Source organism: Algoriphagus halophilus, from assembly GCF_900129785.1.
Classification (GTDB): domain Bacteria; phylum Bacteroidota; class Bacteroidia; order Cytophagales; family Cyclobacteriaceae; genus Algoriphagus; species Algoriphagus halophilus.
Window position 1 is genome coordinate 2,321,623 of sequence record NZ_FSRC01000001.1, and the last position, 24,847, is coordinate 2,346,469.

Consider the following 24,847-nt stretch of genomic DNA (forward strand, 5'->3'; position numbering starts at 1 on the left):
AAAATCAGTTAACTAAGCTTGGATTTTCTGTTTCAAATTGTTCAAATAGGTTTTTTACTTTTTGACAGTCAGACCTATTCAAAATCAAAAATGCATCTGGGGTCTCAACAAAAATCATGTTGGAGACACCTAGAAAACTGGCATGACGGGACTTGCCTATATAGACATTCCCATATTCATCTTCCTCTACTTGATGGGTTTCACACAAATAATCACTTAGTGCTTCGAAAGAACCAAGGTCAGACCATTTAAAGTCTCCTTCTACCATCACCAATTTCTTGGAATGCTCCATTACAGCATAATCCACACTGAGTGAATCAATTAATTCATTATCTGATTGTTGGATAAATCCATCCTTGGAGTTTTCAAAAGCTATTTTTACTTGATGGAAAAGATCTGGCTGAAAAAATTCAAGTTCTCTTAAAAAGAGCCCAGCCTTAAAACAGAACATTCCGCTATTCCAAAAATGATCCCCCATTTCCAAATAAGTCCTTGCAGACTCAATACTTGGTTTTTCTTTAAATCTTTTTACAATCCCATCTTCCACCTGGATGTAACCATATCCTGTTTCAGGACGGGTTGGGGTAATTCCAAAAGTCACAAGAAGATCTATACTTGCAAGTTTCACTGCATTTCCAACTGCACGTTCATAAGAGTCTTGATCTTGTACCAAGTGATCTGATGGAGTGATTAATAAAATATCCTCAGGATTACTAGACATAGCCGCAAATGCAATGGCAGGAGCTGTATTTTTAGGTAAAGCCTCTACAATCTCTCGGTAAGGGTCAATCCCCATCTTTGCAAAGGTCTTTCTGGATAATTCGAAATTTCCCAGACTTCCGACTACAACCCCTTTTCCGCTTAGAAAGCGGTTACGCTCCAAACACAATTCAAACAATGACTTTCCGTCAAAAATCTCCAAATATTGTTTGGGGCAGGACTTTCTGGAGAGAGGCCATAATCTACTACCTGTTCCACCAGATAAAATGACATGAGTTACTGTTGAAGGACTCATAAAACAATAGATTTAAAAGGTTAAATAACAATACTATTTACTGTTACTATATTATTAGAAAAATGACAAGATTAATTATGTAACAATCATCTGACGATTCAATATTAGGAAATAGATTTTGAAAGAAAAAATGTTGAAAAGCTCTTTTTCTAGGACGAAATACGTTTTTTTGTTCTTCAAATACAGTTATATCCCAAATAAAATTTTAGTAAAATTTAAAAAATACCATTAAATAGGATGGAATTCCGGGTAAAATACAACACAATTAAAATTAAATATTTATTTAGTAGATTATGCCAAATTTTAGTATTGAAGGAAACAATATATAAAAATAAAGTTACACTAAACTAGGTATAATTAAATGAAAATAATTATATACACCTATAATACAATTTTTTAAGTAAAAATATAGGAAAATTTAGGAGTCTAAAAATGATCAATAAAGTTAAAAAAAATAATTTTTTTTTAAAGAAAACTATTTTTTCCATCAAAATGGAATCACAAAACCTAACAATATCAAATTTTGCAAAATAAAAATATTAGCATAATACAATGAAAATGGGAGAGATTTATGAAGGTGCACACAGCAGTTCCGCAATTGGTTGTTAAAAAAAACCATGATCAAAACAGAAAAGGAAAAATGAGGAAAGTGAGCCACCCTATGTTTTTAATCCCTGGTAGTAAAGCAATATCCATTTAAAAAAAATCCTTCTCTTTAGGTAAGAGAAGGACTTCAACTATCAACTCAATTTAGCAGTTAATAGCATAATATATATAGGAGTTAAAATATCGCTTTCAATTTAGGGCTATCATTTAAGACTATCTCCCAATACCAAGAAACAACACCTCCATGTTCAATAGTTATAGATAAAGGAAAGCAAAACTTTAAGACTGGCATTTTATCTTCCATTACTAATTGAACGGTATGTATAATATAAGGTCTAGGTAAATTTGATAAATCCAAATTTTTCGCATCTTCAGACTTGGTCCACTCTAATATCTCTTCCACCAACTCATCTGGCCAAACCCAATTTTGAGGGATAGGACGATTGGTAAACATCCAGGTCCAAGAGTCAAAATTGAAAAGCCGATACACTCCTCCCATCTTATTCAAACGTTGTTGGAGGATACCATTATAAGTAGAACTATAACACATCTCAAATCCTAAAATCTCCTTCTTTGCAGAAGAAATGATTTCAGAAAAAGTCAGAAACTGATCTCGCTTTTTTTGCAAAACGTAATAGATTATTTCCAGTGCTTCGGAAACCATTAATTCAGATTTGCTCATAAAAAAACAATTTATAGTTTAGATAAAAATTTAAGTTCAATAAATAATTGAAAAATTTATATTTTTTAATTTGAACTTACTCTTGTATAAACAAATTTAAACAAATAAACTATTAGATTCCTATTACTTACTACATTTTTTTAGATTTAAAATTCATTTTTATCACCTCAAATAAGATCATCATAATTCAGAACTATTTTTTTTGAAAATTAGTAAAATACAATTTTTTTAATTGGAATAATGATATATTTCAATCGATAAGAAATTAACTGATGAAAATCATATAATTTTTTAATTCCTAATTGCATAGTTCTTCTATTCAGCTTTTTTTTATAGAATTTTTCTTTTTCTAACTACACATTTAATCTTCATTTTATTGATTTTCAGTTAATTATAAAATTTAAAATCTTAATTTTTAGAAATTTGATTTAGCTGAAAACCCAAGTTTTTTGAGCTTTCATTTCCGGGATATCTCAATTAAAAAAATAGCATTGAACTTGGACTAACAAATAATTTTGTGCTCAATTTCCAACCAAGAATCTTCTCTTTAATCAAATTGGATTTCCCTCGTTACCACAGGCAGGTGGCTGAACTAAGACTCCGGGAAATGCTTGAATTACCAACAACTAATTTCCTCCCAAAGCATCCCAGTACAAGCGGCTCTTCCCCCTAATAATCTTTATCCACACATCGAAAACCCTAGCATATTCAAACTCATTGGAGAAAGACCACTCTTGACGTCAATCTTATTTAAGTGCAGAGAAAGTAAAAAACATTAAATACAGAATATAAACAACACTAAAAAGTTCAAAATATAGTATACAAATCACCTATAAATACAAAGTTAATTGAATTATATTTTTCAATAAGTCTTCCTTTAATTATTTTTTTTATCAATAAAATAAGAATGAATGAACATTTCAACCACTCAATAGTTATGCTAGAAATTGACCTTAAATGGTTTTTTACATTTAAGTAATTGTGACATGATTAAAAATAATGATGGTAAAAAAAATTAACTATAACTTATTTTCAATTTAGAAATTTTAATTATATTAAAAATTCTTTCTTTTTGAAAATTATAATTTTAGTAACCTATAATTATTTTTATATATGATTTTAGAAAATTGTATTTAATTAATTTTCACCTAACCTTTACTAGTATGAGCTTTTTCAACATTTTAACAAAAGTATTTTTAATACCCCCTAAAAATAAACATCTCTGCCAACTGATTAAGTTATTGATTTTTATTTTTATAGTTAACATCCCCAGTATTTCATATGCAACGGATTATTATTTCTCCTCTAGCAAAGGAGATGATAGCAGAAGTATCACTGAGGCTCAAAACCCTGAAACCCCTTGGAAGACGATTGATAAGCTCAATGCCATTTCCTCGGCTTTGAAAGGAGGAGACAGAGTCCTATTTGCTGCTGGGGAGGTTTTTTATGGGACGATCAATGTCGTTAGAGGTGGGGAGGTAGGAAATCCTATTGTTTACACCTCTTATGGCTTAGGCCCTGCTGCACAAATCACCTCCTTGGAAACAATTTCCGAATGGAGATCTTTGGGTGGAGGCTTGTACGAGGCTTCCCTTCCGAATTTACAGAGTTCAGTCATTCAAATCTTAGAAATTGACAATACACCTCAAGAAATAGGAAGAACTCCTAATTCTTTCAGCGAATCTCCTTTTTTTGAAATTCAAAATGTGCTGGGCACCAACTCCATTTCAGGAGAAGGAAGCTTTGGGGATTTAACCGGAGCTGAAGTGGTCATCAGGAAAAACAACTGGATCATTGATAGACATCCTATTTCTTCTTCCTCTGGAAATACCATCAATTTTGAATCCATCAATACTGCTTACACTGTGAAATCAGGGTATGGTTACTTTGTCCAAAATCATGTGAGTACCTTGGATTCATTTGGGGAATGGGCTTATAACCCCACTCTGAAGACTGTCACGGTATTTCTGGGTGCCAAAAAGCCTTCTACTTTTAAAATCAAGGTAGCGAATAAGGATAATTTGGTTACCAATAACAGATATATACAAAACATCACTTTCTCGAACCTTCATTTCAAAGGAAGTAACAAAAGCATTTTCTCTCTCAAAAACTCTGGCAATTTTAAGATAGAAGCGAGCATTATGGAATCTGCTGGTGACAATGCCGTATATGTGGAGGAAGTTCCTGATTTAACCTTGTCCAAGAACACGATTAAAAATAATTTGAACGGGGGCTTATTTGTATATTATGGTAGCCCAAGAGTTCAAGTAACTAATAACCTCTTTGAAAACTCCATGCCTTACCAAGGCATGGGGAAAAGCAGTGATTTAACTGGTATTGCCCTTTACATTGCTTCGGACTCTGACAATTCTTTAATAGAAAAAAACCAGATCATCAACACCAGTTACAATGGTATCCATTTTGGAGGCGATTACACCATCGTCAAAAACAATTTCATTGAGAGATTCTGTGTTTTTAAGCAAGATGGTGGTGGTATTTATACCAATGCCGATGGTCAAACGAACCGAAATAATACAGGAAGAGAAATAGTCGGTAACATCATCCTAAATGGACTTGGAAACATTGATGGAAATGAAGAAAAACTATTCCTGGCAAATGGCATCTATTTGGATGATATGGCGGCGGGTCTGAAAGTCTATAAAAACACCATCTCAAACATCAATGGAAACGGGATTTTTCTACACAATAATAACAATGTGGAAGTCTCTGACAACTTGTTTTACAAGATTCCAACCCAAATCCTCGCCTCCCATGACCCAATCGGCACCCCTATCCGAGATATCATCGTCAAAGAGAACCAGCTTTCCAGAATTTATGACAATGAACTGGTCATGGATTTCAATTCCATAGATTATGATGTGGCCCAATTTGGTCAAGTAGACAACAATTACTTTTTGGACCCTTACCATACTAATTTCTTCTTCTATTCTAGAGAACCTTCAGACGGTCAAATTGGACAAACTAGAAATTTAAAAAATTGGGGAGATGCATTTGGATACGATTTAAATTCAAAGCAGCCCAGATTCAACTTGGACCGATATGAAATCCTAACTCAAGATCCTATTAAATCCAGCACCTTTGACGCTAATATTGATTTTGTGGCCGGAACCTATGGTGGGACCGGACAATGGATTCCCGATGGAATTGAGGGGGGCTCCCTCTCCTTACAACCTAATCCCGGAGGTGATGTACTTTCTTATCTGCAGATTGGGCCAGTAGAAGTCGGAGATCAGATTCTGATTGAATTTGATTCTAAAAGTGTGGAGGAAAATAAAGAGGTCATTTTATTTTTAGAAAAAACATTTGACCAAGATCAGGTAGGGAGCCTCAGGTTTTTTGCTACCACCACTGAATCAGAAAGGATTCAAATCGGTTTTATTGCTGAGGTGGCAACCCCTAACGAAAGTATCGTCATCAAAATCCCTGACCCTTCTGAACCCGTGATTTTTGATAACATTGAAATTTCTAAAGTCACAACAAGGGAATTGAACATTTTAGAATATGTGTATTTCAATTACAATAATTCTGATGAAGAAGTGACTTACCCTCTTTCAGGAATTTATAGAAATGCAAAAAATGAATTCTTCTTTCAAAAGGTAACCATACCACCTTATGAATCGGTACTTTTAGTGAGATTGGAATTAGATCTACCCGATCTCCCGGAATCCTCCATAGAAATTTCCATCACCGATCCGGCTCCAAACACCGTATTCTATAATGGTGATAATATTGATATCAAAACTCAAATAACGGACCCAAACGGAACACTGAGTAAGGTATATTTCTATCAAGGAGATAGTTTGTTAACTAGAATATACCAGCCTCCCTTTCAATATACCTGGCCTGATCCTGCGCCAGGACCATATAATTTAAAAGCAGTTGCCTATGATATCCTGGGCAGAACTTCTGAATCAGAAATTGTTCCCGTTTCCGTATTAGAAGAAACACTTCAAAACCAACCTCCCACCGTAGAAATTATTACTCCTTCCAATAACCAATCCATCGATTTAGGACAAGATGTTTTAATCAGTACTTTTCCCCAAGATGCTGATGGTACGGTAGATCGAGTAGAGATTTACGAAGGAAATAATCTTTTAGGAACTATAAACTCATCTCCCTATGAAATCACCTGGACTCCCTCAAGTATAAACAGCTATACCCTCTATGCCAAAGCCTTTGACACCGAAGGGGCAGAAGGCCAGTCTGGAAATATCACAGTAAATATTACAGAGCCTCCCAGTGCCAACCTTCCTCCCACAGTCGAAATTACTGACCCCCTGGAAGATCAGTTTAAAATCTTCGGACAGGATATCCTGATCCAAACCAATCCATTTGATCCTGAGAATAAAATTCAACGAGTTGATTTTTATTCAGGAACAGATCTTATTGGCACCTCAGAATCGGCCCCATTCAGCTTCAACTGGACGAATGCCGAAGCGAAAGATCATGCTTTAAAATCTATCATTTATGATGAACAGGGAGCCAACTCAGAATCGAGTGTAGTCAATATCCATGTGATCGATACTTCATTGGTAGATTTCCCTCCGATAGTCGAATTGGTTCAGCCAATTAAAGAAACAATCTTAAATTCCGGTGCTTTGATTGAAATTGCGGCCGAAATCCAAGATCCACAAAATAATCTTGACCGTGTTGAAATCTATAGCAATGGCAATCTCATTGGGACCATTTTTGCGAATCCTTTTGAATTGGACTGGACTGCAGATGTCCAACCAGGCACTTATTTACTTTATGCCATCGCGTATGATACTAACGGAGGAAGTAATCAGTCAAAATCTGTAATCGTCCATATCATCCCTCCTAGTGAAGAGAATCTACCTCCTACCATCACCATCAGCCAACCTATTACGGGTGATGATTACCACTATGCACAAAAGATATTGGTGAAAACCAATCCATATGATCCGGAAAATGATCTTAAAAAAGTTGATATCTACATTGACGGTGAGTTAGTTGATGTAATAGGTGCTGAGCCATACAATTATGAATGGACTAAAATCCCTATCGGAACGCATGAATTGTATGCGGTAGCCACAGACAATGATGGACAGTCTACTTCTTCAGAGCTTGTGGAAATAACGGTATCCAACTATGCTCCATCGATCAGCATTGAAAATCCTTTGGATGGACAGACGTTTACCAAAGGGGAAGATGTATTGATCCAGACCAATCCAATAGATCCTGAAAATGAAATTGAGCATGTAGAGTTCTTCTACAATGAACAGATCTTTGGAATCGCCTTTGAAGCACCTTATGAGCTCAACTGGGAAAGTCCTCCTCCAGGTACCTACACCCTTAAAACGAAGGTATTTGATGTTTATGGATTAACTGCTGAATCCAGCAGACCGGTCATCACTGTTCTGGATAACCAACCACCTAGCATTACGATAGAGGAACCGGTAGACGGTCAGAAGTTCAGCTTAGGTGAAGATATACTTATCAAAACCAATCCAATTGATCCGGAAGGAGATATTGACCATGTAGAATTCTTCTACAATGAACAAATCTTTGCCATTGTGACAGAAGCCCCTTATGAATACAATTGGGTAAGTCCTCCTGCAGGCACGTATACCTTAAAGACCAAAGTCTTTGATGGAGAAGGTTTGACTGCAGAGTCCAGCAGACCGGTTATTACCGTTCAGAATAATCAACCACCTACCATAACTATCGAAGAACCCGTAGACGGCCAAATATTCAGTCTAGGAGAGAATATTCTAATCCGAACCAACCCAATTGATCCGGAAGGAGATATTGATCATGTAGAATTCTTCTATAATGAGCAGATATTTGCCATTGTTACAGAAGCTCCGTATGAGTATAATTGGGTTAGTCCACCAGCTGGAACTTATACCTTAAAGGCCAAAGTCTTTGATGGTGGAGGCTTGACAGCTGAGTCCAGTAGGCCAACCATTGTCGTAAACCAGCCACCAATAATCTCCTTCATTTCTCCAAATGAAGGTCAAAAGTTCTTCTACAACGAAAGCATATTATTTAAGCTAGCGGCTTCAGATCCTGAAAATGGATTGCAAAAAGTAGAGCTTTATTCAGATGGCGAATTAATTGCCGTCATTGTTGAACGATCTCTTGAATTTAATTGGACAGATGCTACTCCTGGTTTTCATAGAATTGAGGCAGTTGTATATGATCAAGAAGGTTTAACATCGAAATCTGAAATCAATATTCAAGTATTAGAAAATCAACCTCCTTCTATCACGATTGAAGAACCTTTGGATGGACAGACCTTTAATTTGGGAGAGGATATCCTGATCAGAACCAATCCGATAGATCCGGAAGGTGAAATTGATCATGTAGAGTTCTTCTATAATGAGCAGATCTTTGCCATCGTTACAGAAGCTCCGTATGAGTTCAATTGGGAAAGTCCTCCAGCAGGTACCTACACCTTGAAAACCAAAGTGTTCGACGGTGGTGGATTGACCGCTGAGTCCACTAGACCTGTAGTCACTGTTTTGGATAATCAGCCTCCTACCATTACCATCGAGGAACCTGTAGACGGACAAACCTTTAACTTGGGTGAGGACATCCTAATCAGAACCAATCCAGTGGATCCAGAAGGTGATATTGACCATGTAGAGTTCTTCTATAATGAGCAGATCTTTGCCATCGTCACAGAAGCTCCGTATGAGTTCAATTGGGAAAGTCCTCCAGCAGGCACCTACACCTTGAAAACCAAAGTGTTCGACGGTGGTGGATTGACCGCTGAGTCCACTAGACCTGTAGTCACTGTTTTGGATAATCAGCCTCCTACCATTACCATCGAGGAACCTGTAGACGGACAAACCTTTAACTTGGGTGAGGACATCCTAATCAGAACCAATCCAGTGGATCCAGAAGGTGATATTGACCATGTAGAGTTCTTCTATAATGAGCAGATCTTTGCCATTGTCACAGAAGCTCCGTATGAGTTCAATTGGGAAAGTCCTCCAGCAGGCACCTACACCTTGAAAACCAAAGTGTTCGACGGTGGTGGATTGACCGCTGAGTCCACTAGACCTACGGTGACAGTCATTAATAATTTGCCACCAAGCATTTCTATTATTTCTCCTACGGATGGTCAGGTCTTCAAAGAAGGAGATAATGTGCTGATTCAAACTAACCCAATAGATCCTGAAGGTGATATTGACCATGTTGAATTCTTCTATAACGAACAGATCTTCGCGATCGCCTTCGAACCACCATATGAGTTCAACTGGATCAGTCCTCCTCCGGGAACCTATACCTTGAAAACAAAAGTGTTTGATGGTGGAGGGTTGACGGCAGAATCTTCAAGACCAGTCATTACGGTAACTCCAAAAAACAATGGAAACAATGGAAATGGAGGAAAAAGATTAGGCAACCAAAGCACAGATAGTGATAGTCCATTCGAAATAAATTCATCGGATATAGCGCAAAAAACTGTTGCACTTCCTAATCCTGCCATCAATGAAGTAAGAATCAGGTACGAGAATAGGTTCTTACCTCTAAATGCAATAATCAGGGTGTTTGATATGAATGGAAAGGAAATCAAAGCCAAAATAAGAGATCAAAGTGACTACCAGGTTACTTTGGATATTTCCTCCTTAGCCCCTGGAAATTATGTGATCGTACTTCATCATAGCAACGGAATAATAGAGTCTAAGAAAATCATCAAACTATAACTAAGATGGATTGACTAAATCATCTAATTCTTAAAATGAAACAAGCCGGAGAAGGATTCCTTTTCCGGCTTTGTTATGAATTAATTTTATTCCCAGGAATTGACTTACCAGTTCATTTATCTATTCAAAAATTATTCAACTGATCCTAAAACGGAAAGAGGAAGAAGTGATAGGCTTTAAAGTGAAATCAGATCTTTACTTGTCGACTTACGATCAATCCATTTCCTGCTAACAAAAACCGGCTGAAATAAGTGGTCTTTTTCAAATCAATTAAACAGGAAAAACTTCAAAAGGCAGGTCTTGGTGCTATGTATTGATTTCTTTGAAATAAAATCTTGAAAACTTAAACGGCTACCAGGAAATTTCTCAGAGACTTACCCAATCATGTGACTAATGTAATACAAACGCAAAAGCCCAGGCTGAAGAATGGAGAGGTACTCTTGAAAATCATGATGAGCGAGAGAGAAAGAGAGAAAGAGAGAGAGAGAGAGGGAGAGAGGGAGAGAAAAGAAACTAAAAATTTAAAGTCAAAAAATTCAACCCAAAAACTAAAAAATAAATATTAAAAAAAATCAAATTTATAATCCCTTATGTCCTGATTAAATGGTCAAATAATGGCGAAGACTAATCTTCGCTTTTATCAAATGGTTCTTGACGGTGTTTTTGGAAATCAACATCCTCTCTGCGATCTCTTGATAGGATAGATTTTCAAAGTAGGACAGCTGGATGACTTTTTTCCGTTGATCCGTCAACAAGTCAATTGCATCTTCCAACCTGTTCATCAATGCTTCTTCTTCCAGCTTTAAATCAACCGGACGCTCAATCCTGTTATTATAAAACTCTTCCGCTTTCTTCCTATTGGAATTCAAGTGGTTGAAATAGTCTATCACTTCATTCTTTGAAATGGTAAAAATGTAGGACTTGATGCTTTTTTCAGAGTCCAATTCTTTGCGCTTTCTGAGGATTTTTAAAAAAACATTATGGTAAATAACCTCTGCCTCTTCGGCATCTTTCACCATCGAAAGAACAAATCTCATGACCGAAGGCTTATATTGATAATACATGGTTTCTATTGCCTCCCGATCCCCTTTGCTAAAATTTTTAATCGTATCTGTATGCGTTGGTATCATATGAGCTAGGTTTCTTTCTTCTAAATTTTGAAAAAATAAGCTCAATCATGATCGTAAATCACGCATTTAAATCCTCAATTTGCGAAAAATTCAAACCGATTAACTCTTTATAATCAATAGGTTAAGTTTTTATTACTTGGCTTCACTCCTATCGATTTAATGATTAGTTTTTCGCAGCCTCCAGAACCATCTGGCCGTACTACTTTTATTGAATTACCTTCAAATACCTACCCATCCAATAAGGAAGTAACCATATATCCCCAGCACTATAGACTGACCTGCCGTTTCCATTTCCATCTAAATTGAAGCGGTTGGCATTGTGCCGGGCTATTCTTGTCTCCGAAGGAGAAAGAACCTGTGAAATACTTTGTCTTCTAAAGTTTGGCTCCAGTGCTTGGATATCTTTCCGATGTGAATTTTTTACATTCCAATTGATCAGATCAATGGGGTGTTCCTGAAGGAACCATATAGCCTCATTTAAATCAAACTTTTCGGGTTGAACCAGTGCCCCGAAGATATTCCATAGCCCGTCCTTTTCTGGTCTTTCAGCATTCCAGTGGTCCAAAATTGCTGTTTTGTAATTTGCCTTCAATTCCTCATTGAACGCATACTTGTACAGCCCCCAATACCCTAAAAAATACATTTCATCATCAGAATGATTCCAGGACTCTGACAGCATTTGACTATAAGAATCACTTCCATCCCCTGCTTGTCCTATGATTGACATCGGTCTCATCAGGTTCTCTAGATATCCTTCTTTCTCCATCAATTCAAAAGCCTTTTCTTTAAATCTTTCTTTTCCTGTAAAATGATAGGCTGTTTGAAGCATGCTGATGATATTGGAAGAATTGAGTTTCCTATCCCCGACTTGAATTGGAAATTGATTGACGTATTCAGGATTCCATTTTCCCCATTGGGTAGGCTTTCCATCGAAATCGATCAAGTATAGGTCATGATCTAAAATATGGGTCATCAGGGTATCCATCAATTCAATGGATTTATTTTTCACCCAATCATCCTCCACTAGTTCCGCCAGCACCGCATAGACAAACATATGTCCAATAGCTTCATCACTACTCGTAGTAGATTTCCAATCCCACTCTGGGTTGGGAGCATGTTGCCATCTTTCAGGGTCAGATAGCTTTTCTATGTATCCGGATCGCTCAAAGGATCTGGAAGGGAAACCTGCAACCGGATTGATGGTAAAAAGCCGTTCCATTGCCAACAAGGATTGCCTGATTTGATCCATGGCTTCTGGATCCTGGGTCATCGCATATCGGAATCCTTGGGAAGCCAGATACATGGAGGTCCATAACCCATCATTATCCGAATCATCCAAGACCCCTGTCTCCAATTTCCCGGGTTCTGCCAATTTCAAGGAGGCATTGAACCCGTGTCTCAAATGGTTTTTCTTTGTATACCTATCAAATAGTTTGGCCTTTTCTGCCAAGGTCATTTCAGTTTGGACCACCGTTCCTAGCCCTTGATCTGTCAACAAATAGACCTCTCCATTACCAAATGCAATATCTAACACCTCTTCTCCGGGAAGCCAGCGCTCCAAGTAATAATAGTGACTATCTCCATTCGGAAGTAGCACAAAAGCACCTTTGGAAGTCCCAAACCATATTTTGTCCCCTTGGGCTTCCACCACATTGATCTCATCCCATGGAAGTTTGGCATGTAACTCTGATGCAATTTTTGCTTTGATATCATAGGTAAAATAGCCGGATTCCGTCCCCACAATCAATCTGTTTTGCTCCGGATGGAATGAAAGAGAAGTCATCTTTGGTGTACTCAGTTCTTCGGTCAGATTTTTTTCTTGGGGATCAAATAAAAATAGCTTCTCAGAACTCAAGACCCAAAACCCATTTTGAACAGGATCAAACTCAATTGCGATTATTTTATTTGGGGCAGGTAAGATCAATTCCTTCCCGTCCCTGTTTACATACTGCACTTGTTTCCCGTCACTGATCAAAAAATCAAAATCATTTCCTCCATCAATAATGTAAGCGGCCGGAAGTCGATGTTCCAAATACAGGCTTCCTGCCCAAGCATTACTAAATACAGCCTTATTATCAAGATAAATGAATTCACCTTGATAGCTAGCTATCGCTTGGACCTGCTTATCGGCCATGGGTAAATAGGAAAGATCTTTGACCAAGGTTCCCCAATGTTGAAACTGGCCACCAAAAGGTTTTAGCAGTTGGTGGTCTTCCACTAACTGAACGCTTCCATGCTGATTGGATGCCAAGCTATACTGGTTGGGATTGGATAGGGATTTGGCATGAACGATCGAATATTCCTGAATAAAAGGACGATCTATATAGGACCCTCCGGATCCGGATTGCCCAAAGGAATCCAAAGAAATAAGCCCTATGATCAGTACTAGGGAAAAGGCAGAAAAATTGGTTTTCATAATCAATGAATTAGGTTAGGGTCCAACATTCTATATTGGATGGTTTTACCTTCTTTGAGGTGTTTTGAATAAGTTAAATGCACGAGTCCTTTGGAATCTTGGATCAATGCAGGGTATGAAAATTTTCCATTGTGAGTGGGGTCAAATTCCAGGTATTGAGCAGGGCTCCAGTGTTCACCTTCATCGGAAGATATCCATAAAGCCAACTGATATCTCCCGTCATAAAGATCATTTCCTACCATCCACCAGCGACCATCCTGCAGTTCAAGTAATTCTACACTTGCTGTATTGGGAAAATCGGTTTTTCTGGCTACAGTCCAGGATTGACCCAGATCTTTGGAAATGCTTTGTTGAATTTTTGGAGGCGCATCACCTGAATCCCGAAGCATGGCCAAAATCTCTCCATTGTTTTTTTGTATCAATGCGGGTTGGATGGGCCCCTTCCCCACCAATGGCAAACTGGGTTTCCAAGTATTGCCCTGATCCTCAGATATCGCCATCATTGAAAAATTAAAACCATCGGAATAGAGCGGAAGAATAATTCTATTGCCTACCATTAAAGGCTTGATTCTGGTCATCCATCCAATACTTCTTTTTTTGGAATCTTTGGAAGCCTCCAAAATCAAACTCTCATATGTTGGAGCATAAGTAGCCCAACCTAAATGAGTTGGGGGTAAATCTGCCCATTTTTTTTCCACTTCCTCCGCAAATTCACTGTCAGGCTTCAGGAAAATATTGTCCTGCCAATACCAGTCGGGAGCTCCCTCCTTTTGATAATCCTGGCTTCGTTTGACACGTAAAATCGAATGCTCCCATTCATTTGCCAAAACCGCTATCCAAACTAAAAACAGTTCCCCACTTTGATTTAAAAACAAGACCGGGTTACAATCTGGGATCCCTGGAGTATCTGCCATTAAAAAAGGAGCAGACCAACCTTGTTCCCCACTTTTCTTTCTCGCGCCCATCAGCAGCACATCATCCGCTTTTCTTTCTCCAGATCCCTCAAACCAAACAGTCAATAAATCTCCATTGGGCAGCGCAACAATGCTACTGGCATGGGTATGTTTTTCCTGCAAAGGAAAGATGGATTCATTTACGGTAGAATTCAGCAAATCTCCTTGCCCAAGGGCGGAATTAGGGATCAAGCTCCACCCCAGGATCACCAAGGCAATAGCACCCGCCATTTTTAACAGCTTCTTCATTCGAGTCTCTTTCTTCTTTCCAAAACTTCTCTCCATGTGGTCAATATGATTTCTTCCTGGTCAATATAAGACTTTAACTCATCAGAAAGCATGGCTTCTAAATCCGCTTGTCTTGAGCGTCCTGAACTGGAGAAATGTTGAAAATTCTCAGTTGCTGGGCTACAATGTACAATGATCATTGCCAAACCAGGGTCCATGGTGTCCAGCGTCTCCTTAAATTTTTGAATTTTATAATCGGTAATTTCTTCTTGGGTATAAGGACTTTTTTCGGGCTTCCAATCTCCACTGATGCTGTGCAAATCATCCAATACCGGAAAACCCAATTCCCAGATTCTTTTCCCGAACGCTTCTGCTTCTTCCAGAATATCCGGAACAGGAAGTTCCATCCCCTCTGTATAGGCTCCCTTTTCTTTCAATTCCTTGACCAAGGGGAGCTGTAGGCTTTGTGTGATTAATTTATTCCTTCCTCCAGGAAACATGATGGGAATTTGATACTCCAACCCCACCTTTAAATAGGTTTCCAAATATTCGGGCTTGGCAAATAAAGTCCCCATGTGTGAATCCAAATGCGTAGGCTGGACTCCGATTTGTAAAGCTCTGTCAATCTGGGCTTTCAACTCTAAGTAGACTTCTTCTGCTGAGGCATGCCTTACAACTTCAGCTACACTTGGCCAAAAAGCTCCTTCCGGGTCTGTAAGACCAGGAACCAAACTTTTCCCGGCTAGCGGCTCCCAACGATACGTTTTCCATTCCGACGTCAATACCAGGTGTAGCCCGATGTCTATACCCGGGGACACCTTGCTTTCTCTTAAAAATGTGGCTGCCCAAGGGCATGGCATCATGACACTACAGGATGTCGCTACTCCGTTTTGAATAGCTTGAAAAGTACCGAAGTTGGATTCATAGGACATCCCTGCATCATCTACATGAAATATGGCTACTTTCTTCCCTTTTGGGTAGCCAAGTTTCTCGGCATAAGTCTTAGATGACTCCACTTGCATTTGTCCCATTGGACTTGGATTGGACATCCCTAAGAGAAAAAACTGTATTATTAGGGGAATTAACATTTCTTACTACACATCATTGAAGTATTAGTTTGATTTACTGATGTTACCTTAGTATTTTCAAAAAGGACTAATAGTTTCTTCAAGTTTATTTTTAATTAAGAAACTGTTAACGCCTTAGTTTTTAATGTCATTCTCCTTACAATTGCGTACTTAATTTTTGCTTGAAATGATAGGTAATCAGAAAGTTCAAAGGAAGAGGGCCCAAACGAAAATCCTCCTTCTTATTTTTTTGATATTCTTTGTGATATCATTGATGTCCAATATTCTTGGGCCCATTATTCCGGGAATTATTAAAAGCTTCTCTTTAAGTTATGGGTTAGCAGGATTCTTACCCTTTTCTTTTTTTGTAGCCTATGGCGTGATGTCCTTGCCCTCAGGCCTATTGGTAGAAAAATGGAGGGAGAAACCCGTTTTATTACTTGCATTCAGTTTAGCAGCTATTGGGGCCTTAATATTTGGATTCAACCCTCAATTTGGGTTCTCTTTGAGCTCTTTATTTATCATAGGCTTGGGAATGGCCATGCTTCAAGTGGTCATCAATCCCTTATTGAGAGTTACAGGAGGTGAGGAACACTTTGCCTTTAATTCAGTACTGGGTCAATTGGCCTTTGGGGCAGCCTCTTTTCTAAGCCCCATGCTCTATAGTTATTTGGATCGCTCTCTATATTCAACTACTGCTCCTGACTGGGTCCAATACCTTGAACTTTGGGTACCTGAGGATATGAAATGGGTGTCCGTCTACTTTGTATTTGCTTTGCTAGCCTGTATCATGCTGGGGTTGGTAGGGTTCACCAATTTTCCTCAGGTGGACCTAAAAGAAGACGAGCGTGTTGATTTAGGTATCACTCTGAAAAAACTTCTCAGCAAACGACTGGTCTGGCTCTATTTTTTAGGGATCTTTTCCTATGTAGGTACAGAACAGGGAATTGCCAACTGGGTGAGTAAATTTTTACAGGATTACCATGGCATTGATCCCAGTGTCGGTGGAGCTAAAGTTATTTCATATTTCTGGGGCCTGTTGACCGTTGGCTGTCTTTTGGGACTGGTTTTACTAAAGTTTATGGATAGTAAGCTGGTATTGATATCCTTTACCTGTGCGGCAATTTTTTCCTTATTGGTAGGACTACTTGCACAGGGAAATGTAGTGTTAATCGCGTTTTCTTTTTCCGGGTTTTGTCTTTCTGTGATGTGGTCCATATTGATTTCACTGGCATTGAATTCAGTGGATTTTGCCCATGGCACTTTTGCAGGTCTCCTCTGTACAGGGATTGTGGGAGGAGCTGTCATCCCTTTGATTATAGGGACATTGGCAGATCTCATAGGTTTACAGTTTGCGATGTTTTATCTGCTTATTCCCCTAGGGTATATCTTATTTATTGGTTTTTGGGCCAAACCATTAGTAAGCAATTCCAGGGTCAAATCTCTCAAAGAACTTTTTGCCTGATCTTATGTATCGTGTAATTTTACTGTTAGATTTTGGAGAAGAATATAGTAAGTCTCTGTTAAAGGGTATTAGTACCTATTCCAGTGAAAATGGGCAATGGACATTTTGCAGAATGCCTTTGTATTACCGCGAGATGATTGGCGCCAAGGGAATCCTCAAATGGGCCAAAGAATGGAAAGCTGATGGGATTATTGGCCAGCTGTATAATGAAATGGAGGAAGAGTTTCTGAACGGTGACCTTCCTGTAATTGCCCAGGACTTTAAAGAACGGTTTTCAAACATTCCAAATATTACCGGTTCTTACCGTGAAACAGGAAGGTTGGGGGCAGAATATTTTCTTAATAAAGGCTATTACAACTTTGCCTTTTATGGGTTCAACAATATCGTTTGGTCAAGAGAAAGGGCGGAAGGGTTTGAATCCACCATCAAACAGGCCGGATTTGAGGTCAATTACTTTGAACATAAGAAAGCAAGATCTACCGATATCTGGTATTACAAAAGTAAATCCCTGAATAAGTGGCTCAACAATCTTCCAAAACCAGTGGCCTTGATGGCCTGTGATGACAACCAGGGAGTACATATTATTGAGGCTTGTAACCATAATAAAATCCGCGTACCTCAGGAGGTAGCCGTGCTGGGTGTGGACAATGATGTCATGCTCTGCGAATTATCAGACCCAAGACTTTCCAGTATAGAATTAGACATTGAACGGGGAGGATATGATGCCGCTCAGGTATTGGATGAAATGATCCAATCTGGAAGTAAAGAAAATCGGGATATCATCGTACCTCCAATGAATATCATCACCCGCTCTTCTACCGATATGTTTGCTTCTGCAGATGGATATGTAGCTGATGCCCTCACCTATATCCATAAAAACATCGACCAAAACTTGTTAGTAGACCATGTAGTCAAAGAAGTACCCCTTTCCAGAAGGGCTTTGGAAAAGCGGTTTTTGCAGATTACGGGACATCCCGTTTACAAATACATCACTAAAACCCGCATGGAAAAACTCGCCCAAAAGCTACTCAGCTCCGACCAGTCCATTTTTGAGATTGCTGTGGACCTGGGATTTCAAGACAGTAAAAACCTAGCTAGGCAATTCAAACAACTCACGGGATATTCTCCAGGGGAATACAGAAAGAAGTGGGGAAACATCCCAATGCCTCCTTCTAGGCAATAAGTTATTGAATTGAAAATCCACTATTCGGGATTTTCTTCGATAGGTTTCTGCGTTCTTTTTCTGCCCTATCCATTTCTCATGTTTTGCTAAAACCTGCGCTAAACAAAGGGGGAGCCGTAAAATTATTTCTGGGATTTAAATATCCTAGGAAAGCCATCCAAGACCCCCTCCTCTCCTATCCCCTCCTCACATCCTAAGTAATATATTTAAGATGCTGCAGGTATGTCCCACTCACACATCAAACAATTCTTTTGGGGCAACCTTTAATGCTTTGGCAATGGCAGAGATATGACTGATGCTTGTGTTAATTCCCCCTCTTCCTATCCTTCCTATCTGACTCAGCGTAAAACCCCTTCTCTCTACTAAATCTTCTTGAGAGACCTTCTTGGATTTCCTTATCTCCACAATTCTTTTTCCAACCTTATCGATAAACTCCTGACCCAAAAACTTTTCATTGAACTAAGGCCAATGAAAAACTAACATTATTTTAACGCAAATATGGGGTAACTTAATTTTAGTATATTTTATAAATTAACACTGTCATTCAAGGAGTTAATACTCCTATGAAAACACTGGATAGCCATGAAAGCATGAACAGATTTTCAGCACATATTATTTGACAACTAAGCCTTAGGACAAGACCTCATTGACTTTAGGAAATTGAAATATTTAAAAGCGATGGATTCAACTGGCTATTCAAGTACAGGAGCTTAAAAAAAGTAATGAACAATCGAAGTCTATTCCATACAAATCATCAACCTTACACTAAACCAACTCGTCATGATCAATATTCCAAAAGATGAACTTATTAAAACGCTGATACTTCAAGATCTCAAACATTGTCAACTGGTTTACGGCTTAGATCAACTTCATTTGGATGCCGGTTTTCGCCATTTTCTGGGAATAATGGATTTGGTCAGGCAATTAATGGAAATACCGGAAAGTGAAGCCAACCCCTTTTATGACACCTATAGTAGTTTCATGCAAAATTGTATGAACTACCCAATTTCCAGTAATGGTGAAGAATTAATACCAGTAGCTGAAGAATGCTTCCTCAGTTTGGAAAAAATTCAAAAAAATGATTTCAAAACTTATCCTAAGCAACCAGTCCTTTTAACTGGATAAGTTGAATACTATTCATGATCCTATTTTTTAAAATGCTTACTACTTCATTGATTCTGGGGAATACTGGAAAAAGTAGGGTAACATTCCATTGCTTCCTTCCAGGCAATAAGTTTGCAAACACCTTTGTTTAGTAGTCCATTTCAGTTTGGTAGTCCATTTCATCAGATCCGGGGTATTAAAGTGGAATGAACCAGAACCTCCGCATCCTTTTAATCACCTCTATTACCTTAGGTACTGCTTGGGCCATCCGCGGCCAATTCGGGCATGAGCAGGGGGCTGCCTGGGCGGGTGGCATTGCCTGTATTTTCTTTATCATCAGTACTGGAAATAAAAACTGGGAATCCGTAGGCCTTAAATCTTCCCTAATGGGTGCTATTGGCTGGGGATTGGGAGGAATGATGAGCTATGGTGTAGTCGTTGGGTATGGGAGATCCGAAGATTTACTCAATGCCGGTTATGGATTAGTGATGCTTGCAGTAATAGGAGGACTATATGGTCTACTGGGAGGAGGATTATTTGGATTGGGATTGGAAGAGGGCAATTCAGGTAAAAAAGTGGCCTGGCATCATCTATTCGTAGAAATGACCGCTGGAGGCATTGTCTTTTATTATTTTATTATTGAGCAGCTTGGAATTTTAATGACTCCGCCAAGATCAGAAGCTTGGGCTGTTTGTGCCGGAGCTGGCATTGCGCTGATCTATTTCATGGTCCGGAATTCCTATCAAGGTGCCTTACGAACCGCTTTGTTCTCTGCAATTGGAGGAGGGTTTGGATTTGCTTTTGGGGACTTCTTACAAGTGATGGGATACTTGTCCGGAATCCAGTTCAACTTCTGGAATGTCATGGAGTATAGTTTGGGATTTTTTGGTGGATTGGGCATGTCCTATGGTGCCATTACAGGTTTCAAGAAATCCTCTCCTGTACCCATAGAAACAATTAAAGCAAACCCCAGAACAGGATGGGCTTTGTTTGGATTGGTTTTTCTAATTCCGTTGATTGTGTTTCAAAAATCTTTTTTGGAAAAAGACCTCAGTTCAGAATTCACAAAACTGGGAGTAAGCACCTCCTCAACCTGGGCTGCGATTTCAGTTGGTGCTGCATTTCTAATTTGGGTGATTTTACAGCTACTGACTTGGAAGAATTATAAAGATTTTTGTGCTTCTCACTCCTTTCCTGAACGTTTGTTGAACGTTACAGGCCCCCTCCTTTTTATTTCTTACCTCCTCTTTTCGATCCTACTTACGGGCTCTTACTTCAAATGGGGTAGGCTGGAACAATACCTTTATATCCTCAATTTTATTTTCGTGCTGGTTCTAACTTTTAAAGTTGAAAAGAATGGAATCAACACCCATTTACCGGATTATTCAGCGGTAAAAACTGCTACCATCGCAATGCTGATCATTCTTCTATTGGCAATCATCGCGTCCTCCTCCCATAGCCCCATCCCTGGTGCCCAAATGCGGTTTTAAAAAAACTTTCATTTCGTCCCCAAAATCAATCCAGTCCAATTAACAACCCTACTCGCAAATGAATGTTTCCTCAACATTATCAAAAAGAGGAACTCAACAATCAACAATTAACAAACTGGTAATCAGCAAATAGATAGTCCATTTTTTTAAGTAGAGAGTATTACTCCTGAAGGTATAGCCTATGAAAAATTTAAACATCAAGGAATTACTGGAAAAATTATCCACTGGGGAGATCTCAAAAGATGATTTTTTTCAATTGCTAAAGACACTTGAAATCGAAAAAGATTCTCCGGAATTAACCCAGGCATTCCTTGACATTTTTGACGGGTTTATTCCAGATGAAACGGATCAACCTATTAAACCAAAAAACAATTCTGACTAACCCAATAAATTTCTTTTTGCTTATGAAACATTTTTCCTTTTACCAAAAAATCAAGATTCTTTGGGGATTTCCCAGGATTTTTGGATTGATACTGATCCCAATTTTTGGGCTTTCAGTAATGTATTCGACTCCCTCTTATGCCGCTAATGAAGTTTTTCAGGTGCAGCAAGTAAGGGGTAAAATCATTTCCGGAATAGATGGCCTTCCGCTTCCCGGAGTTACCATCCTAGAAAAAGGAACCAACAATGGAATTGTATCAGAAATCGATGGAACCTATTCCCTCAATGTGGCTGGTCCTAATTCCGTTTTGGTTTTTTCTTATGTGGGCTTTGTCTCTCAAGAAATTACGGTAGGAAACCAGTCTACCATTGACATCACCATGGAAGAGACAGAAACGAGTATGAATGAAGTGGTGGTCACAGCCTTGGGAATAGAAAGAGATCAGCGTTCCTTGGGTTATGATGTATCGAGTGTGCAAGGGGAAGAGTTGACCCAGGTTTCACAAGAAAATGTCTTGAGTTCTTTGTCCGGTAGAATGCCTGGAGTCACGATCAACCAAACCAGTGGTCCAGGTTCCTCCATGAGTATGGTGATCCGTGGAGCCACCTCTCTTACCACCGACAACCAACCTTTATTTGTGGTCGATGGGGTCCCCATGTCTAATTCTCTGAATAACATTCGTGAGAACGGGAATGGAAACCAAGTCGATTATGGAAATGCGATTTCAGATATCAATCCAGATGACATTGCAAGCATTTCTGTACTAAAAGGTCCTAGTGCTGCCGCATTGTATGGAACACGGGCAGGTAACGGGGTGGTGATTATCACGACCAAATCCGGAAAATCAGGAAAGTCCATGGGAATTTCATTTTCTACCAGCAATGTGTTTGAAAGACCGACCCGATTACTGGACTTTCATTATAAATATGCCAATGGAAATAGAACCGGTGTCTTTAATGAGGGTTCTGCTTATTGGGGAGGCCCAGAACTGAATGCCGGAAATACTGCTGTTCAATGGAACAGTCCACTGGATGCCAATGGAAACCCTGTCCCAACGGAATTGCTTGCTTACCCCAATGCCATGAAAGATTTTCTTCAGACCGGGGTAACCTCCACCAATAATATTGCAGTCGATGGAGGAAGTGACCAAACTACCTATCGAATCTCCTATTCCAATATGTTGCACCAGGGAATGATTCCAAATTCGGATTTATTCAGAAATAGTTACTCCACTTCCTTGAGTCATAAGATTACCGAGAAATTGACCTTCACTTCCAACTTCAATTACACCAATAGTAAGTCCAATGACCGTCCAAGTACAGGTGATCGTAGAGCCAATCCATTAGAAGCAGTTTATACTTCTCCTTATGTAGATTTTAACCAAATGCGAGATATATGGGTGCCTGGGCAAGAAGAAGTGCAACAAATGAGGACCTCGGCAGGTGACAATCCCTACTTTATCGCTTATGGTATCCAAAATGCCTTTGTAAGGGATCGAATCTATGGAAACGTGGCTTTGGATTACCAGTTTTCTGAATCCTTCAATATACGAGTTCGCTATTCTCTGGATAGATCGGACGAAAACCTCGAAACAAAAATACCCTATAGTTTCAGCCGAATGGCGAGAGGAGGTTATTACACCTCAGATATTCTGACGCAAGAATCCAATGCGGACTTTTTGGCTTCCTGGAATCAGGATTTCGGAGAGTTGGATATCAATGCTTCTCTAGGCGGGAATATCATGAATCGTTTTGGACGAAGCACGAATGTAGGGGTAGGTGGAGACCGAAACAATGGGCTGGTGATCCCCGGAATTTATAATGTTCAAAATATTCCAGCAGACAATCGGTCAATGAACAATTCCTATTTTGAAAAAGGGATCTATTCTATTTATGGATTAGTTTCTTTCGGCTATGCAGATCAATTGTATTTGGATCTGACCGCAAGGAATGACTGGTCTTCTACCCTGCCTCAGGATAATCGATCCTATTTTTACCCATCGGCATCTTTGAGCTGGTTGGCTAATTATACCTTAGGGATGTCTGATAAAATTGACATGTTCAAGTTTAGATTTGGCTGGGCCCAGGTAGGTAATGATACGGGGCCATACAATTTGGTTCCAAACCTTTCTACGGGACTTTACAATTCCATCAACACGGCAAGCATGCCCTCAGGCCTTTTGAATCCTGATTTGAAACCAGAAGAGGCTACCTCCTATGAAGGTGGTGTTGACTTGAACATGTTCAACAATAAACTCCGGTTCTCTGGTACGATCTACCAAATTGACAATCGAAACCAGATTTTCTCTGTAAACCTTCCTTCCTCTTCCGGGTATTCCGGGCGTTTGATCAATGCAGGCTTGATCCGTAGTAAAGGAATAGAACTAGCTCTAGGTGCTACGCTGATTCGGAAACAGGATTTTTCTTGGGATGTGGACTTGAATTGGAGTAGAAACAGGACCACTGTCGTAGAACTTGCGGAAGGTTTAGACCGCATCACCCTGTGGTCTGAAAACGGAGGGGGGGCCATTACCTTTGTGGGAGAGCAAATTGGAAACATGTATAGCTCCAGCTATGCAGAAGTAGAAGACCCCAATTCACCTTATTATAAGTGGCCTATTTTATCCAATGCAGGAGGATGGCAGGAATTATCAGGAACTGAAAATTTGAAGAAAGTAGGAAACTTCAACCCGGACTTCCAAATGGGTTTACAGACTACTCTGAATATTAAAAACTTTGTCATCGGAGCTAGCATTGATTGGAGACAAGGTGGAGAGTTTATGTCTTTTACCTACCGTTATGGCGAATCTGACTGGAAGTCCCAAAGACAATTGGACAATTTAATCCCTGGAAGTTTGTATTCGACGGATGAATTGATCGAAATGATGAAAGCCAATCCTGAGAAATACATCATACCCACTGCTGGAAACTATCCTAGAGTGGGCGGTCACACCGCAGAAACCGGTGGATATTATGTAGATGAAAATGGCAGTGATGGAGCATTTGTACCAGGAGTAATCCAAACTGCGGGGGCTGATACTCCCAATGATTTTAGTGATGATGTGTACGAAGAGCATTTGGGAGCGGAGGGAACAAACATCTACCCTATTACCAATACCTATCCTTGGGATTTCAATGAGCAAGTAACTTTTGATGCTTCCTTTATCAAATTGAGAGAATTAAGCATTGGCTATAGGATTCCAAACCTTGGCAAGTTTAAAAATGCAACCTTCTCGATTTACACCAGAAACCTGATGATATGGACCAAGGCAGATATAGGAATAGACCCTGAAAGAGCCTTTTGGGCCAGCGGAGGAACACAAGGGAATACCTCTTCCCAATTCCGACAAGGGATCGAAAGACAAAATGTGATGCCTTGGAGTCTTCCAATCGGGTTCAAATTAAATTTTAATCTCTAACCTCAAATCATCGA

Annotated in this window: 14 protein-coding genes; 7 read left to right on the top strand and 7 right to left on the bottom strand. The window is 39.2% G+C overall.

The features are described from left to right. Window positions 1-4 precede the first annotated feature (4 nt). Complete coding sequence (locus tag BUR11_RS09760; RefSeq protein ID WP_074224631.1) at window positions 5-1,015, bottom strand: mannose-1-phosphate guanylyltransferase; 1,011 nt, start codon at window positions 1,013-1,015, stop codon at window positions 5-7. Window positions 1,016-1,796: 781 nt separating this feature from the next. After that, the gene (locus tag BUR11_RS09765; protein ID WP_074224632.1) at window positions 1,797-2,303 is read right to left on the bottom strand and encodes a hypothetical protein; all 507 of its coding nucleotides are present in this window, start codon (window positions 2,301-2,303) and stop codon (window positions 1,797-1,799) included. Window positions 2,304-3,544: 1,241 nt separating this feature from the next. On the opposite strand from BUR11_RS09765, the gene BUR11_RS09770 reads away from it, so the two are divergent. Further along, complete coding sequence (locus BUR11_RS09770; protein WP_159439217.1) at window positions 3,545-9,997, top strand: Ig-like domain-containing protein; 6,453 nt, start codon at window positions 3,545-3,547, stop codon at window positions 9,995-9,997. Window positions 9,998-10,596: 599 nt separating this feature from the next. Here the strand turns inward: BUR11_RS09770 and BUR11_RS09780 are convergent. From BUR11_RS09780 to BUR11_RS09795, 4 genes are all read right to left on the bottom strand, one after another. Beyond that, window positions 10,597-11,127, bottom strand: a complete 531-nt coding sequence (locus BUR11_RS09780) for an RNA polymerase sigma factor (RefSeq protein ID WP_074225202.1) — start codon at window positions 11,125-11,127, stop codon at window positions 10,597-10,599. Between the two features lie 205 nt (window positions 11,128-11,332). Beyond that, a complete protein-coding gene (locus tag BUR11_RS09785; protein WP_074224635.1) occupies window positions 11,333-13,543 on the bottom strand; it encodes a hypothetical protein in 2,211 nt (736 codons plus the stop codon). Between the two features lie 2 nt (window positions 13,544-13,545). Beyond that, on the bottom strand, window positions 13,546-14,781 hold the full coding sequence (locus tag BUR11_RS09790) for a sialidase family protein (RefSeq protein WP_234982138.1): 1,236 nt from the start codon (window positions 14,779-14,781) through the stop codon (window positions 13,546-13,548). Continuing rightward, the gene (locus BUR11_RS09795) at window positions 14,742-15,755 is read right to left on the bottom strand and encodes a polysaccharide deacetylase family protein (RefSeq protein ID WP_234982139.1); all 1,014 of its coding nucleotides are present in this window, start codon (window positions 15,753-15,755) and stop codon (window positions 14,742-14,744) included. Before BUR11_RS09795 ends, BUR11_RS09790 begins: the two co-directional genes overlap by 40 nt. 223 nt (window positions 15,756-15,978) lie before the next feature. Between BUR11_RS09795 and BUR11_RS09800 the strand changes: the two genes are divergently transcribed. Together BUR11_RS09800 and BUR11_RS09805 are read left to right on the top strand one after the other, a co-directional pair. After that, window positions 15,979-17,256, top strand: a complete 1,278-nt coding sequence (locus BUR11_RS09800; protein ID WP_074224637.1) for an MFS transporter — start codon at window positions 15,979-15,981, stop codon at window positions 17,254-17,256. 4 nt (window positions 17,257-17,260) lie between these two features. Further along, complete coding sequence (locus BUR11_RS09805; protein ID WP_074224638.1) at window positions 17,261-18,439, top strand: AraC family transcriptional regulator; 1,179 nt, start codon at window positions 17,261-17,263, stop codon at window positions 18,437-18,439. 231 nt (window positions 18,440-18,670) lie between these two features. Here the strand turns inward: BUR11_RS09805 and BUR11_RS09810 are convergent, their stop codons facing one another. Then, entirely contained in the window at window positions 18,671-18,883 is a 213-nt protein-coding gene (locus tag BUR11_RS09810; RefSeq protein ID WP_074224639.1) for a helix-turn-helix domain-containing protein, read from the bottom strand. Between the two features lie 336 nt (window positions 18,884-19,219). On the opposite strand from BUR11_RS09810, the gene BUR11_RS09815 reads away from it, so the two are divergent. The 4 genes from BUR11_RS09815 (at window position 19,220) to BUR11_RS09830 (ending at window position 24,833) form a co-directional block, all read left to right on the top strand. Next, on the top strand, window positions 19,220-19,564 hold the full coding sequence (locus BUR11_RS09815) for a hypothetical protein (RefSeq protein ID WP_074224640.1): 345 nt from the start codon (window positions 19,220-19,222) through the stop codon (window positions 19,562-19,564). Between the two features lie 185 nt (window positions 19,565-19,749). Further along, window positions 19,750-21,033, top strand: a complete 1,284-nt coding sequence (locus tag BUR11_RS09820) for a hypothetical protein (protein WP_074224641.1) — start codon at window positions 19,750-19,752, stop codon at window positions 21,031-21,033. Window positions 21,034-21,214: 181 nt separating this feature from the next. Continuing rightward, entirely contained in the window at window positions 21,215-21,415 is a 201-nt protein-coding gene (locus BUR11_RS09825; RefSeq protein ID WP_074224642.1) for a hypothetical protein, read from the top strand. 22 nt (window positions 21,416-21,437) lie between these two features. After that, complete coding sequence (locus BUR11_RS09830; protein WP_084560918.1) at window positions 21,438-24,833, top strand: SusC/RagA family TonB-linked outer membrane protein; 3,396 nt, start codon at window positions 21,438-21,440, stop codon at window positions 24,831-24,833. The last annotated feature ends 14 nt before the right edge of the window (window positions 24,834-24,847 follow it).